The following is a 13645-nucleotide window of genomic DNA, read 5'->3' on the forward strand; positions in this document are numbered from 1 at the left end:
TCACCGGAAACGCCGATGCGCGCGGGGATTTCGGACGTCGTGGATCAGTCCAGGTCGGGGACGTCCAGGTCGAACTCGGCGTCGCCGTCGTCGACGCGGCGCAGTTTGATGTCCTCCGCCCAGGCGTACGCGAAGCGGCGTACGGCGGCGACGCCCTCCTCGTCCAGGCCGCCGAACGCCTCGTCGGCCAGCAGGTCGACGGTCTCCAGCCGTTCGACCAGGTCCTCCACCCGCCACTCGTCGTCGTAGCGCGCGCCGAGCTGTTCGAGCAGGCGGAAGGAGTAGAGGCCGGACACCGAGGCCACGTCGGCGAAGTCGCGCGGCAGGCCGCGGTCCTGCAGCGCGCGCACCTTGAGCCCCACGGCGTCGTCCAGGCCGAGCACCCGGCAGGGGCCGATGTCGGCGGGCCGGTCGCGCAGCGGCTCGCGGAGCAGGGCGACCTCGCACGACTGGCCGGTGATCTCGTCGGTGACGACGACGCGGCCGATGCGGGCGCCGGCCTCGCGCACCTCGGCCGACAGGCCGGTGCTGCCGAACGCCTCGGCCAGCGCCCGGCCGGCCTCCTCCAGCGGGGCCTCGCCGCCGGTGGCGAAGGTGAGGTCGTCCACCGGCCTCGACGTGCATCCGTGCGCCAGCAGCGCGTAACCGCCGGCGAGCAGCAGGCCGTAGCGGTCGAGGACCGGCCGCGCGTCCTCGATGAGGCGCAGGTGGAACGGGGGCGCCGGGAAGGTGGAAGACGCGGTCACCACGTCAGTATCGCCCGCGCACCCACCGTGATGATCCCTCATCCCGGCACTCCGTAGGTCAGGCGGATCATCCGGGTGGTGTCCATGATCGCGTACCAGGTGAGGCACAGGTCGGCCTCGGCCTCCTCCGCGCGTGCCTCGGCAGCCATGAGCCGGTCCCCCGTCAGGAGCGCCGCCTCCCCTTTGAGCTGTGCCGCCATCCGCTGGAACATGAACCGCTCGCGAGACTCCATGACCACCCCTCCCACCCCCACCGCTCTTACTTGGGGTGAAATACCCACAGAACCGGCCGAAATGCTCTTTGAGCGATCGGCACACGTCCCGGCAGGGCGTTCCCGGAGCCGGATCCTCGGCGCGTACGCGGATCTCGATCACATCGCGGCGGGCATCGTCACCATCGGTACCAGGAGAAAACGAAGCTGACGCCAAAGACCAGCATGGCGAGCAGGATGGCGATCAGCACGAAATGTCCGGCCAGCCCGCCGAGGCCGGTGTCCTCCTCGCTCCTGACGACGTTCACGTTCTCGGGGTCGTAGACGATGCGGACCTTCTCCCCTGTCGCGTACCGGCCGGAGATCTCCTCGACGTGCCGTTGTGCGCCCACCGTGAAACCGATCTTCGTGTAGTCAACGGTAATGGGGTGGCCGTCGGTGTCGTTCCACGTCTCCGACCGGGTGGCGAGGGCGACGCCGGTGGTGCGGACACCGTGCCGCCCCAGGTCCAGGGCCGAGACGAGGTTGGAAACCTGGGCGACGAGCGCCACGATCAGGATGCCGAACCAGGCCACGAAGAACGCGACCGACCCGGCACCCGATAAAAACCGCCGGAATGACCATCGAGCCATCAGTCACAGCCTCCTTGGCGAAGGCGAATCGGAAAGGCGCGGCTGCCGCCCTGTCTCCTACGACTCCTCCCCGGCCCCGGAGGTTCGGTGACCGCTCACGGTCGTCGGCCCGGCGTCACGGATCATCCCTCTTTCGGGACGGCGGCGTGGTCTCAGTGGGCGCGGGGCCGGCCCGACCGCCAGGGACGCCCGGGATGGTCCGCCCCCTGCCGGGGACGGGGGGACACGACCCGCCGCCGGAGGCGCCGGTCGGGCAGCGCGGGCGCGGGCAGGTCGTGGCGGCCGGAGACGAACTCCTGCACCGCGATCTTCACCCGGATGACCGGGCGGCGCCAGCGCTCCTCCCGGTGGATCGCCTTGGCCATCAGGCGTGGCCGGGGCCGCCGCGCCCGCTCGGAGTAGCACCAGCGGGCCCAGGGCGAGCCGGGACGGGCCACCCGCACCGCCCCCACGTACAGCAGCGGCGGCACGAACAGGCCCAGCAGGCCGCTCCAGATCTTCCCCTTGAGCAGGGTGATCACGGCGAAGATTAGGTTGACGAAGAGGAACGCGAGAGCCGTCCAGTGGCCGCCGTCCGCCGCGCCGTTCCAGGTGAGCGGGCGCAGCCCGAGCAGCAGCAGGCCGGTGGCGGCGATCGCCACGAAGACCGCGTCCACGGAGGTGCGGCCCTCCTCCTGCCAGTAGACGTCGCGCAGGTGCAGGATCAGCGCGAACTCGTCGAGCACGAGGGCGGCGCCCACGCCGAACACGGCCGCGGAGAACGAGTACCACCCCGTGGACACGTCCGACAGGACCAGCCCGGCCACCCCGCCGAGCAGCGTGAGCACCACGCCGAACACCACGTGGTGGATGTGCATCTCGCCCACGCTGACGTTGCCGAGCCACCGCACCCGTGCCCTGATCAGCCGTACGTTCACCCGTGTGAAGACGAACGCCGTGATCAACGCGGCGAAGAAGCAGAACAGCGGCAGACGGTGCGCCTCGATGATGCGTTCGTGAAACCAGCCGGCCATCAAGCGATCCCCCGGCCTCCGATGCTACGACGCGGGGGAAGTGGTCACGCGAGAAAGCCGCGCAGCAGGGCCGCCGTGCCCTCCAGGTGCTCGGCCACCGCCCGTTCGGCCGCCTCGGGGTCGCCGTCCAGGATCGCGGCGGCGATGGCGGCGTGCTGCACCGCGGCGTGCTCGATGTTGGGCCCCAGCACGGGGATCGCGTTGAGCAGGTCGGTGACCCGCAGCCGGGCGTCGGCGCACGCGGCGGCCAGCAGCGGCGACCCGCTCAGCTCCGCGATCGCCAGGTGGAACGCGATGTCCATCCTGCGATAGTCGGCCGGCGCCGCGTCGTTCACCCCGGCCAGCCGGGCGGCGAGCGTCTCCCGCTGTCCCGGGGTCAGCTCGGTGGTCGCGAGCACCCGGGCCGCCCCGCACTCGACGGCCATCCGGAACGTCAGCGCGTCTTCGAGGTCGTCTTCTCCCATCCGGGTGACGGCCCTGCGCAGGTCGCCCTTGCGCGGGCTCGGCGGCTGGTAGACGACGAAGGCCCCGCCGTACCGGCCGCGCCGTACGTCGAGGTAACCGGCCTCCTGCAGCGCGCGGATCGCCTCGCGCAGCGTGACCCTGCTGATGCCGAGCCGGGCGGCCAGTTCGCGCTCCGGCGGCAGCTTCTCGCCGTGCGGGACGACGCCGAGCTTGATGGCCTGGAGCAGGCGCTCGACGGTCTCCTCGAACGCGTTGCCCGCCCGCACCGGCCGCAGCAGCGACACCGCGCCGGTGATCCCCACCGCCGCGTCCCGAGAGGCGGGCTCGGCCGGGGTCCGGGAACGGGAGACGGACGTCTCCGCCGGGGTGATCTCCATGCGCATCGTCCCTCCACCCGTCACAGCGGGTCCCCCGTCCCTGTGATCGAGGTTAAACCCCTCGGACATTGTTGACGACGAGGGGAACATGGTGCTTGCATGCCCTCAATGGTCTGATTCCAGACTTTTGGACGGGAGGCACCGTGCTCAGCGTGGATCGACTCCGCGATGACGTCGAAGCGGGCCGCGTGGACACGGTCCTGCTCGCGGTCACCGACATGCAGGGGCGGCTGCAGGGCAAGCGGCTTTCTGCGCGGTACTTCCTGGAGGAGGTGCTGAGCCACGCAGCGGAGGGCTGCAACTACCTGCTCGCGGTGGACGTCGACATGAACACCGTGGACGGCTACGCCATGTCGTCCTGGGAGCGCGGCTACGGCGACTTCGTCATGCGGCCCGACCTGTCGACGCTGCGCCGCGTGCCCTGGCACGAGGGCACCGTGCTGCTGCTCGCCGACCTGGTGTGGGAGGACGGCGCCGACGTCGTGGCCTCCCCCAGGCAGATCCTGCGCCGCCAGCTCGCCCGGCTCGCCGAACGCGGCTGGACCGCCTACGTCGGCACCGAGCTGGAGTTCGTCGTCTACGACGACAGCTACGAGCAGGCCTGGCAGCGGGGCTACCGCGACCTGACCCCGGCCAACCTCTACAACGTCGACTACTCGCTGCTCGGCACCTCCCGCATCGAGCCGCTGCTGCGCAGGATCAGGCTCGGCATGGAGGGCGCGGGGCTGTACGTCGAGTCGGCCAAGGGCGAGTGCAACCTCGGCCAGCACGAGATCGCCTTCCGGTTCGCCGACGCGCTGACCACGTGCGACAACCACGTGTTCTACAAGAACGGCGCCAAGGAGATCGCCGCCCAGGACGGCAGGTCGATCACCTTCATGGCCAAGCCGAACCAGCGCGAGGGCAACTCCTGCCACATCCACATCTCGCTGCGCGAGGCCGACGGCACCCCCGTGATGGCGGGCGGCGAGCCGTACGGGCTGTCGGAGACCGGGCGGCGGTTCATCGCCGGTCAGCTCGCGGCGATGCGGGAGCTGACCCTGCTCTACGCGCCCAACATCAACTCCTACAAGCGGTTCGTGCCCGGCAGCTTCGCCCCCACCGCCGTCAAGTGGGGCGTGGACAACCGCACCTGCTCGCTGCGGCTGGTCGGCCACGGCCCCTCGCTGCGGATCGAGAACCGGGTGCCCGGCGGCGACGTCAACCCGTACCTCGCGGTCGCCGCCATGATCGCGGCGGGGCTGCGCGGCATCGACGACGGGCTGGAGCTGGAGGAGCCGTTCACCGGCAACGCGTACGACTCCGGGGCCGAGCGGGTGCCCTCCACGCTCCGCGACGCCCTGGCGCTGTGGGAGGAGTCGCCGATCGCCGAGGAGGCCTTCGGCAAGGACGTGGTCGAGCACTACGCCAACAACGCGCGGGTCGAGCTGGCCGCCTTCGACGCGGCGGTCACCGACTGGGAGCTCTATCGGGGGTTCGAACGGCTGTGAAGATAGTCAATCCGGCGACCGAAGACGTGGTCGCCGAGGTCGAGATGGCGGACGCCGCCGAGGTGGACCGGGTGGTCGAGCGGGCCGCCCGGGCCTTCCCCGCGTGGCGGGCGGTCGCCCCGGGCGAGCGGGCCCGGCTGCTGCGCCGCTTCGCGCAGGTGGTCGAGGACCACGCGGAGGAGCTGGCGCGGCTGGAGATCGCCAACGCCGGGCACACGATCGGCAACGCCCGCTGGGAGGCGGGCAACGTCCGCGACGTGCTGAACTTCTACGCGGGCGCGCCGGAGCGCGACCACGGCAAGCAGATCCCGGTGCCGGGCGGGGTGGACGTCACGTTCGCAGAGCCGCTGGGCGTGGTGGGGATCATCGTGCCGTGGAACTTCCCGATGGTCATCATGACCTGGGGAGTCGCCCCGGCCCTGGCCGCCGGCAACACGGTGATCGTCAAGCCCGCCGAGTGGACGCCGCTGACCGCGCTGCGGCTGGCCGAGCTCGCCCTGGAGGCCGGGCTGCCCGAGGGCGTGCTCCAGGTCGTGCCCGGCGAGGGTGAGGTCGCCGGCGCCCGGCTCGTCGAGCATCCCGACGTACGGAAGATCGTGTTCACCGGCTCGACGGAGGTCGGAAAGCTCATCGGCGCCAAGGCGGCCGAGCAGGTCAAGCGGGTGACGCTGGAGCTGGGCGGCAAGAGCGCCAACATCGTCTTCGCCGACGCCGACCTCGCCCGGGCGGCCGAGTCCGCCCCGATGGCGGTCTTCGACAACTCCGGCCAGGACTGCTGCGCCCGCTCGCGCATCCTGGTGGAGCGTTCCGTCTATGACGACTTCCTCGCGCGGCTCGCCGAGGCGGTGCGCGCGGTGCGGGTGGGCGACCCGAACGACCCGGCGACCCAGATGGGCCCGCTGATCAGCGCCGAGCACCGGGAGCGCGTCGCGTCGTTCGTCACCGAGGCCGACGTGTACGCCGCCGGGTCGTGCCCGAGCGGCCCCGGCTTCTGGTTCCCGCCGACCGTGCTGGCCGGATCGTCCTCGGAGTCCTTCCGCAGGGCGTTCACCGAGGAGATCTTCGGGCCCGTGGTGTCGGTCGTGCCGTTCGAGGACGAGGCCGACGCGGTGCGGATCGCCAACGACACGGCGTACGGCCTGTCGGGGTCGATCTGGACCCGCGACGTGGGCCGGGCGCTGCGGGTGGCGCGGGCCGTCGAGGCGGGCAACCTGTCGGTGAACTCGCACTCCAGCGTCCGCTACTGGACCCCGTTCGGCGGCTTCAAGCAGTCGGGCCTCGGCCGGGAGCTCGGCCCGGACGCCCTGTCGGCCTTCACCGAGACCAAGAACGTCTTCATCTCCACGGAGTAGATCAATGCAGCGTTTGCAGGACCGCGTCGCCGTCATCACCGGCGCGGGCAGCGGCATCGGCCTGGCCACGGCCCGCCGGTTCGCCCAGGAGGGCGCCAAGGTCGTGGTGGCCGACCTCGACGAGGAGGCCGGTGCGAAGGCCGCCGCCGAGGTCGGCGGCCTGTTCGTCAAGGCCGACGTGGCGAACGAGGACGACGTGACCCGGATGTACCGGACCGCGTTCGAGGAGTTCGGCAGCGTCGACATCGCGTTCAACAACGCGGGCATCTCGCCGCCGGACGACGACTCCATCCTGGAGACCGGCCTCGACGCCTGGCGCCGGGTGCAGGAGGTCAACCTCACCAGCGTCTACCTGTGCTGCAAGCACGTCATCCCGTACATGCAGCGGCAGGGCAAGGGCTCGATCATCAACACCGCGTCGTTCGTCGCGGTCATGGGCTCGGCCACCTCGCAGATCTCCTACACCGCCTCCAAGGGCGGCGTGCTCGCGATGAGCCGCGAGCTGGGCGTCCAGTTCGCCCGCGAGGGCATCCGGGTCAACGCGCTGTGCCCCGGGCCGGTGGACACCCCGCTGCTGCGGGAGCTGTTCGCCAAGGACCCCGAGCGCGCCCAGCGCCGTCTCGTCCACGTGCCGATCGGCCGTTTCGCCCGGGCCGAGGAGATCGCCGCGGCGGTCGCGTTCCTCGCCTCCGACGACGCGTCGTTCATCACCGCCTCGGAGTTCCTGGTCGACGGCGGCATCTCCGGCGCGTACGTCACTCCGCTGTAAAGGGGTATGCCATGGCCCGTCCCGTCATCGGCGTGACCTGCTACGTCGAGCCGGCGAGGTTCACCGTCTGGGACATGCCGACGGCGCTGCTGCCGTACATGTACGTCGACCACATCGCGCGGGCGGGCGGCCAGCCGGTCATCCTGCCGCCGGCCGGGGAGCCCGCCGCGCTGGTGGAACGGCTGGACGGGCTGATCATCGCGGGCGGGGGCGACATCGACCCCGCCCGCTACGGCGCGCCGCCCGCGGAACAGACCGGATATGTCAGGGAGTTCCGCGACGAGGCGGAGTTCGGACTGTTGGAGGCCGCCCTGCGCACCGGCCTGCCGTTCCTCGGCATCTGCCGGGGCCTGCAGGTGCTCAACGTGGCGCTGGGCGGCACCCTCCAGCAGCACCTGCCCGACGTGGTCGGCCACACCGCCCACTCCCCCGCGCCCGGGACGTTCGGCCGCCTTCCCGTACGGCTCTCGCCGGGGTTGGCCAAGATCTACGACGGCGAGGACCTCACGCCCGCCCACTACCATCACCAGGCGATCGACCGCCTGGCGGACGGGCTGGAGGTCACCGCCCGCTCGGACGACGGCACGATCGAGGCCGTCGAGGTCACGGGCGCGGCGTTCGCCCTGGCCGTCCAGTGGCATCCGGAGGCCGACGAGGACGGGCCGCTGTTCCACGCCCTGGTCACCGCCGCCCGCCACTGAGCCGCCGCTTTTCGCCACCGCTTCTCGGGGCCGCGGGATTGAAGCCGGTCACAAGCGATGGACAAGCCTCCCGGCCGACACTCCGTGGACCATGAGGCTCAATCGCGGCACAGCTTTCAGCAGGGTTCCTGTCGTCCACCAGCGCACCCCCACCGAGTGCGGCCCCGCCTGCCTCGCCATGGTCCTCGGCGCGTACGGGCACCACGTGGAGGTGCGCGAGCTCGGCGAGGAGCTGGGCGCCGGCCGTGACGGCACCTCCGCGCTCACCCTGGTCAGGGCGGCGAGGCGGCGCGGGCTGGAGGCACGGGCCTTCTCCCTGCCTCCCGAGGGGCTGGCGCACGCGCCGCTCCCGGCGATCGCGCACTGGAAGGGCGACCACTACGTGGTCGTCGAGCGTCACGGGCGCGGCGGGGTCACGATCGTCGATCCCGAGACGGGCCGCCGTCGCGTCACCACCGCCGAGCTCGCCCTGGACTACAGCGGCGTGCTGCTCGTCTTCCCCCCCGGCCCCGGATTCCGGCGGACCGCGCGCCCCCGGCGGGGCCGCTGGTGGCGGTGGCCCGCCTCTGTCGCCTTCGCGGGCCACCGCCGGCTGCTCGCGCTGCTGGTGGCGCTCAGCGTCGTCATGCAGGCGTTCGGCTTCGCCCTCCCGGCGCTGACCGAGCTGGTCGTCGACCGGGTGCTGCCGGCCGGCGACCACGACCTGCTTACCGTCGCGGGCTTCGGAGTGCTCGGCCTGGTCGCCGCGTACGGGCTGGTCCGGGTGCTGCGCGGATACGCGATGGTCTCGCTCAGGGCGAGCGCGGACGGCGAGCTGGTGCGTGTAACGGGCGAACGGCTCCTCGCGGCGCCCTACCGGTTCTTCGCCCTGCGCGGCTCCGCCGACCTGGTCAACCGCGTGCTGGCGACCTCGCTGATCCGGGAGGTCCTCACCAACCAGGTGACGCTCGCCTTCCTGGAGGCCCCGCTGGCCCTGGGATACGTGATCGCGATCGGCGTGCGCAGCCCGCTGATCGGCGGCTGCCTGGTCGCGTTCGCCCTCGCCCAGGCGGGCCTGCTGCTCCTCACCCGCCGCCGCGTCGGCGACCTGACCCACCGCGAGACCGAAGCCCGCAACGACCTGCAGAGCAGGCTGATCGAGGGCCTGCGCGGCATCGAGACCGTCAAGGCCTCCGGCGCGGAGCCGCGGATCGCGGACCGATGGGCGACGGCCGTCGCCACCGTCGCCGAGCGTTCCGGGCGAAGCGGCCGGGCGCAGGCCATGCAGGAGGCCCTGCTCGGGGCCCTGCAGTTCGCCGCCCCGCTCACCCTCGTCTGGACGGGCGCCCGCCAGGTGGCGGACGGCACGCTGACGCTCGGCGGGATGCTCGCCCTGCAAGCCCTGGCCGGCGCCGCGCTCGCCCCGCTGAGCTCGCTGATCGCCGGCCTGCAGGCCGTACAAGGGGTCAGGCCGCACGTGGAGCGGCTGGCCGACGTCTGGCACGCCGAGCCCGAGCCCGTTCCCGCCGCCCCGGTCACCCGTACGCTCACCGGGCGGATCGAGCTGGACGGCGTCGGCTTCCGCTATGGCCCCGACAGCCCGTGGATCCTGCGGGACGTCACGGTCACCGTGCGCCCCGGGCAGAAGGTCGCGCTGGTCGGTGCCTCGGGCTCCGGCAAGACCACCCTGGCCCGGCTGATCCTGGGGCTGCTCACGCCCGGCGAGGGCGAGATCCGCTACGACGGCGTGCCCGCCGCCGCCTTCGATCCCCGCGCCCTGCGCCGCCAGTTCGGCGTGGTGCCGCAGGAGCCCGTCCTCTTCCACGGCACGATCTTCGACAACATCGCGCTCAACGTCCCCTCCGCCACCCCGGAGCAGGTGGAACGGGCGGCCCGGGCGGCCCGCCTGCACGAGGAGATCAGGGCCATGCCGATGGGCTACCGCACGCTGCTCACCGACGGCGGCGGGCTGTCGGGCGGGCAGCGCCAGCGGCTCGCGCTCGCCCGCGCCCCGCTGTCGGAGCCGAGGATGCTGCTGCTCGACGAGGCCACGAGCCACCTCGACACCGTGGCCGAGGCCGCGATCGAGGAGAGCCTGCGCGGCTTCGCGGGCACCCGCGTCGTCATCGCCCACCGACTGAGCACCGTGCGGGACGCCGACCTCATCCTCGTGCTCGACCGGGGCCGGATCGTGGAGGCGGGCGGCCGTGACGAGCTGCTCGACCGCGACGGGCACTACGCCCGCCTCGTCGCCGCGCAGCGGCTGGGCGCCTGACCTTCACGAGCTGCGGCTAAAGCCGGCCACAAGTCGCTTACCTCTCCCCCGCAATCCGGTTCCAAGACCACCGCGACAGGCTCTGGGACACGGGGGGAGCCACCCGGCTCCCGACACGACCGAAAGGAGAAGACGATGAGCGGACAGCTCAGGACCGAGCTGCGCGACCTCTCCGAGGTGGGCGCCGAGCTGGACGAGAGCCGCCTGGAGGGCATCACCGGCGGGATGCAGGACCCCATGGCCTCACGCACGCGGTCCGGCGCCGGCTACGACGACTACCTGTGCTGAGGGAGTGGTCATGACGTCTCGCACCGTTCGCACGGTCCTCACCGCCATCGACGCCGTGGGCGAGGAACTGGACGAGGAGCGCCTGCGCGGCGTGACCGGCGGCCAGGCCCCGGAGTTCGACAGGACCGGCTGCTACGCCGACGGCATGTGCAAGTACGACGACATCGCCGTCTGACACATGCTCACCGCGTCACGGCATGACCCGGCCGGGTGAAGCACGCCCGTGACGCACAAGGCGGGGACGCCACCCCGGGCGGCCTCGGGCTGGCTCCGGGCTGGCTCCGGGCTGGCTCCGGGCTGGCCCGGCGGCCTCGGCGGCCGGGCAGCTCCGGTGGCCCACCGGTAGCCCCTGCGGCGGCCGTGGCCGCACTAGCTCCTGCGGCCCTGGGCGACGGCGGTAGCTCCGGTGATGCGACACCGGTGACCTCGGCAGCCAGGCAGCTCCGGTGGTGCGGCACCGGGGCTCAGGTCGCTCACGTGGCCACCGATGGCAGCCAGCGGTCTCCGCCCGCGCCCGGTGGCTCTCGGTGGCGTCCCTACCCGCCTGGCCCGTAGATCCACGGCCCCGCACTGCGCCTCGTGGGTCCACGGCCCGCTCGATCCCGTACCTGCCGATGCACGGCTCGCTCGATCAAGGCCCTGGCCGTTCACACCCGGTCCATTCAGGCCGCGTCCATTCAGGCCCGGTCGATTCGGGTTCTGTCCGGTTTCGGGCCACTTCCGGAAGGCGCCGCCCCGGCGTCCCGTCCGCGCTCAGGTCTGTTGAGGCACGTCGAAAGGCCCTCCGTTGCGCTCTTCTCACGTTCTCGTGCTCACCAGCGAGGACGACCCGCACGCCGAGCGGGTCGGCGGTCTGCTCGCCCGGCGCGGCGCGCGCGTCAGCGTCTTCGACCCCGGCGACTTCCCCGTCTCCGCGAAGCTGGACCTCGGCTACGGCACCGACCTCGGCACCCGCCGCATCCTGCGCCGCGACAAGGAGACGATCGACCTCGACACGGTGTCCGCCGTGTGGTGGCGCCGGCCGACTCCCCCGCGGGCGCACCCCGAGATCGCCGATCCTGCGGTCGCCGCCCACACCGTGCAGGAGTGCAAGAGCCTGCTCGGCGACCTGTGGGAGCAGTTGCCGTGCCGTCAGGTGCCCGCCCGCGAGTCGGTCTTCCGCCGGTCCGGCCAGAAGTCCTCCCAGCTCGCGCTCGCCGCGGAGCTCGGGTTCGCGATCCCGGAGACACTGATCACCACGGACGCCGAGTCGTTCCTCGACTTCCACGACCGGCACGACGGCCGGATCATCACGAAGGCCTTCCACGTCCCGCTCGTGGAGGGCGTCGCGGGCGGCCTCACCGCGACGCGCCTCACCGAGCCGGTGTCGCCCCGCGACCTCGCGTACGCCGACGGCCTGCGGTTCTGCCCCGTGATCGTGCAGGAGATGGTGCCGAAGCGCGTCGAGCTGCGCGTCACCATCGTCGGGCGACGGATCTTCGCCGCCGAGATCCACTCGCAGGCGTCCAACCGGTCGAGCCTCGACTGGCGCTACTACGACACCAGGACCACGCCGCATCGGCCGCACCGGTTGCAGGAGGAGATCGCCGACCGGTGCCTCGCGCTTATGGACCGCCTCGGCCTGCTGTACGGCGCCGTCGACCTGATCGTCACACCGGACGACCGTCACGTCTTCCTTGAGGTCAACCCCAACGCCCAGTGGCTGTGGGTCGAGAACATGACCGGCCTGCCGATCAGCGAGGCCCTCTGCGACCTCCTGCTCGAACCGGCCTGACATCCCCGCCGCCGACCAGCCCGACAGATCCCGCTCGGAGGGAGCGGGATCGACCGCGCCCCGAGGAGCCCGACATGCCGCACAGTGCCGACCACAACACCGACCACAACACCGACCACAGCACCGACCGCAGTGCCGACCGCAGCACCGCCGATCGCGCCGCCCCGAGTGCCGCCGTCGGTGCCCCGCTTGGTGCCGCCGTTGATGCCACCGAATCTCCGGCCGGCAGTGCCGCCCACCGCGCCACCCAGAGTGCCGCCGTCGTTGCCGCCGTTGGTGCCACCGAGACTCCTGTCGGCAGTGCCGCCCACCGCGCCGCCCAGAGTGGTGTCCACCGTGGTGTTGTTCCTTCTGCCCGTCTGCTGACCGATGTCCTGGCGTACCTGCGCCGGATCTGTGATCGGGAACCCGCCGAGGCCAGGCTCCTGCTGGGCGGCCTGCGGGCGGAGCACGAAGGCGTGCCGATGCGCCTGGTGTGGCAGCGCGACCACCCCGGCGGCAGATGTCACTACGACATGCTGCTCCCGGTGGGCGACGGCACGGTCTCGATCGCCTTCGCTCCCGACCTCGCGCTGCCCTGGCCGCTGCGGGGCAGCCGCAACTCCGGCGAGCAGGTCGTCGTGCGGGTCAACGGCATGGAGGTCGCCATGGAGCAGGCCATGGCGGTGCTGGACGAGCTGTGGAGCGACGCCTCACTCGCCAGCAGACTGGTCGACGCCGCCCTGGTCGCGCAGGAGCTGGCCGGCGACCCGGCAGACCTGTCCGCCGCCGAGTTGCAGGACGCTCTCGACGCCTTCCGGCGGGCCCGGGGGCTGCTCACGGTCGAGGCCACCCAGGAGTGGATGGCCGAACGCGGCCTCGACCACGCCGGCCTGGAGGACGTCGTGGCCCAGGAGGCGGGGATCGCCCGGCTTCGTCGCCGGGTCGCCGGTGACCGCGCCGAAAGTCTTTTCGCCACCGCCCCTCGCTCCTACGACCGGTTGTGCGTGGTGTTCCTGCGGTATCCCCGGGTGGAGGCCGCCCGGGCCGCCGCCGACCGGCTGCGGGACGGCGGACCAGGCTCCCTCGCCTCCGCCGCCGAGACGCTCGACCACGGCGCGGACGCCCGGCTGCGCCGCCTGTTCCGCGCCGAGCTCGGCCCGGAGGCGGCGGACGCCGCACCGGGCGACGTCCTCGGCCCGTACGGACCCGACCCCGTGGTCGTCCAGGTCGTGGAGGTCAGACCCGCTACCTTCGACGACGCCACCCGGCAAGGGATCGAGCAGCGGCTCTTCGACGACTGGCTGGCCGGGCGGCGGCGCGAGGCCCGCGTGGAGTGGGTGTGGGGCGACGCCCGGCGCACCGAGGCCGTCAACCAGGCCCTGCGGGCCCCCGCGGCGGAAGACGGCCTCACGGCGGCCCGCTGAGCGCGATATTCGCGCCTCCCCGGGCCCGATTCCCCCTCCCCGGGCCCGATTCCCCCTCCCCGGGCTCGATTCACGCCAGCCCGGGCGCGGCGCCGTACGCGCGCCGATCATCCGGCTAATCGACGCCACTCACGCACACCGCCTCCGGGGACGGCCGACGAGAGCA

General features: G+C 72.3%; 14 protein-coding genes. 9 read left to right on the forward strand and 5 right to left on the reverse strand.

The window, feature by feature from the left end:
- Nucleotides 1-44: 44 nt before the first annotated feature.
- The 5 genes from FLV34_RS27570 to FLV34_RS27590 all read right to left on the reverse strand — a co-directional run bounded on the left by FLV34_RS27570 (nt 45) and on the right by FLV34_RS27590 (nt 3451).
- Nucleotides 45-746 (reverse strand): hypothetical protein, encoded by a 702-nt coding sequence (locus tag FLV34_RS27570; RefSeq protein ID WP_261985931.1) that lies wholly within the window; start codon nt 744-746, stop codon nt 45-47.
- A 38-nt stretch (nt 747-784) separates the two neighbouring features.
- Entirely contained in the window at nt 785-979 is a 195-nt protein-coding gene (locus FLV34_RS27575) for a hypothetical protein (protein WP_142647077.1), read from the reverse strand.
- Between the two features lie 158 nt (nt 980-1137).
- Nucleotides 1138-1590, reverse strand: coding sequence for a DUF3592 domain-containing protein (locus tag FLV34_RS27580; RefSeq protein WP_147944463.1), 453 nt, complete (start codon nt 1588-1590; stop codon nt 1138-1140).
- 152 nt (nt 1591-1742) lie between these two features.
- Nucleotides 1743-2603, reverse strand: a complete 861-nt coding sequence (locus FLV34_RS27585) for a hypothetical protein (protein WP_240971307.1) — start codon at nt 2601-2603, stop codon at nt 1743-1745.
- 44 nt (nt 2604-2647) lie between these two features.
- Nucleotides 2648-3451, reverse strand: coding sequence for a FadR/GntR family transcriptional regulator (locus tag FLV34_RS27590; RefSeq protein ID WP_240971308.1), 804 nt, complete (start codon nt 3449-3451; stop codon nt 2648-2650).
- Between the two features lie 146 nt (nt 3452-3597).
- Between FLV34_RS27590 and FLV34_RS27595 the strand changes: the two genes are divergently transcribed.
- The 9 genes from FLV34_RS27595 (at nt 3598) to FLV34_RS27625 (ending at nt 13479) form a co-directional block, all read left to right on the forward strand.
- Nucleotides 3598-4935 carry a glutamine synthetase family protein gene (locus FLV34_RS27595; RefSeq protein ID WP_312845729.1) on the forward strand — a complete coding sequence of 446 codons (1338 nt, stop codon included), beginning with the start codon at nt 3598-3600 and terminating at the stop codon, nt 4933-4935.
- A 44-nt stretch (nt 4936-4979) separates the two neighbouring features.
- Complete coding sequence (locus FLV34_RS27600) at nt 4980-6287, forward strand: aldehyde dehydrogenase (RefSeq protein ID WP_240971317.1); 1308 nt, start codon at nt 4980-4982, stop codon at nt 6285-6287.
- 4 nt (nt 6288-6291) lie between these two features.
- Nucleotides 6292-7056, forward strand: a complete 765-nt coding sequence (locus FLV34_RS27605) for a 3-oxoacyl-ACP reductase (protein ID WP_142647080.1) — start codon at nt 6292-6294, stop codon at nt 7054-7056.
- Nucleotides 7057-7067: 11 nt separating this feature from the next.
- On the forward strand, nt 7068-7757 hold the full coding sequence (locus FLV34_RS27610; protein ID WP_142647081.1) for a gamma-glutamyl-gamma-aminobutyrate hydrolase family protein: 690 nt from the start codon (nt 7068-7070) through the stop codon (nt 7755-7757).
- A gap of 91 nt (nt 7758-7848) precedes the next feature.
- Nucleotides 7849-10011, forward strand: coding sequence for a peptidase domain-containing ABC transporter (locus tag FLV34_RS27615; protein ID WP_147944464.1), 2163 nt, complete (start codon nt 7849-7851; stop codon nt 10009-10011).
- Between the two features lie 135 nt (nt 10012-10146).
- Nucleotides 10147-10299 (forward strand): hypothetical protein, encoded by a 153-nt coding sequence (locus FLV34_RS40740; RefSeq protein WP_187280756.1) that lies wholly within the window; start codon nt 10147-10149, stop codon nt 10297-10299.
- Between the two features lie 10 nt (nt 10300-10309).
- Nucleotides 10310-10474 carry a hypothetical protein gene (locus FLV34_RS40745; RefSeq protein ID WP_187280757.1) on the forward strand — a complete coding sequence of 55 codons (165 nt, stop codon included), beginning with the start codon at nt 10310-10312 and terminating at the stop codon, nt 10472-10474.
- 633 nt (nt 10475-11107) lie between these two features.
- Nucleotides 11108-12073, forward strand: coding sequence for an MvdC/MvdD family ATP grasp protein (locus tag FLV34_RS27620; protein WP_260617198.1), 966 nt, complete (start codon nt 11108-11110; stop codon nt 12071-12073).
- Nucleotides 12074-12147: 74 nt separating this feature from the next.
- The gene (locus tag FLV34_RS27625) at nt 12148-13479 is read left to right on the forward strand and encodes a TIGR04500 family putative peptide maturation system protein (RefSeq protein WP_147944465.1); all 1332 of its coding nucleotides are present in this window, start codon (nt 12148-12150) and stop codon (nt 13477-13479) included.
- Nucleotides 13480-13645: the final 166 nt, after the last annotated feature.

The sequence above is a fragment of the Microbispora sp. CSR-4 genome (assembly GCF_008033685.1).
Classification (GTDB): domain Bacteria; phylum Actinomycetota; class Actinomycetes; order Streptosporangiales; family Streptosporangiaceae; genus Microbispora.

Excerpts from the sequence above, each read along its gene's own strand:
- FLV34_RS27575 (WP_142647077.1), bottom strand. The coding sequence starts at position 979 with ATGGAGTCTCGCGAGCGGTTCATGTTCCAGCGGATGGCGGCACAGCTC.
- FLV34_RS27580 (WP_147944463.1), bottom strand. The coding sequence starts at position 1,590 with ATGGCTCGATGGTCATTCCGGCGGTTTTTATCGGGTGCCGGGTCGGTC.
- FLV34_RS27585 (WP_240971307.1), bottom strand. The coding sequence starts at position 2,603 with ATGGCCGGCTGGTTTCACGAACGCATCATCGAGGCGCACCGTCTGCCG.
- FLV34_RS27590 (WP_240971308.1), bottom strand. The coding sequence starts at position 3,451 with ATGCGCATGGAGATCACCCCGGCGGAGACGTCCGTCTCCCGTTCCCGG.
- FLV34_RS27600 (WP_240971317.1), top strand. The coding sequence starts at position 4,980 with ATGGCGGACGCCGCCGAGGTGGACCGGGTGGTCGAGCGGGCCGCCCGG.
- FLV34_RS27605 (WP_142647080.1), top strand. The coding sequence starts at position 6,292 with ATGCAGCGTTTGCAGGACCGCGTCGCCGTCATCACCGGCGCGGGCAGC.
- FLV34_RS27610 (WP_142647081.1), top strand. The coding sequence starts at position 7,068 with ATGGCCCGTCCCGTCATCGGCGTGACCTGCTACGTCGAGCCGGCGAGG.
- FLV34_RS27615 (WP_147944464.1), top strand. The coding sequence starts at position 7,849 with ATGAGGCTCAATCGCGGCACAGCTTTCAGCAGGGTTCCTGTCGTCCAC.
- FLV34_RS40740 (WP_187280756.1), top strand. The coding sequence starts at position 10,147 with ATGAGCGGACAGCTCAGGACCGAGCTGCGCGACCTCTCCGAGGTGGGC.
- FLV34_RS40745 (WP_187280757.1), top strand. The coding sequence starts at position 10,310 with ATGACGTCTCGCACCGTTCGCACGGTCCTCACCGCCATCGACGCCGTG.
- FLV34_RS27625 (WP_147944465.1), top strand. The coding sequence starts at position 12,148 with ATGCCGCACAGTGCCGACCACAACACCGACCACAACACCGACCACAGC.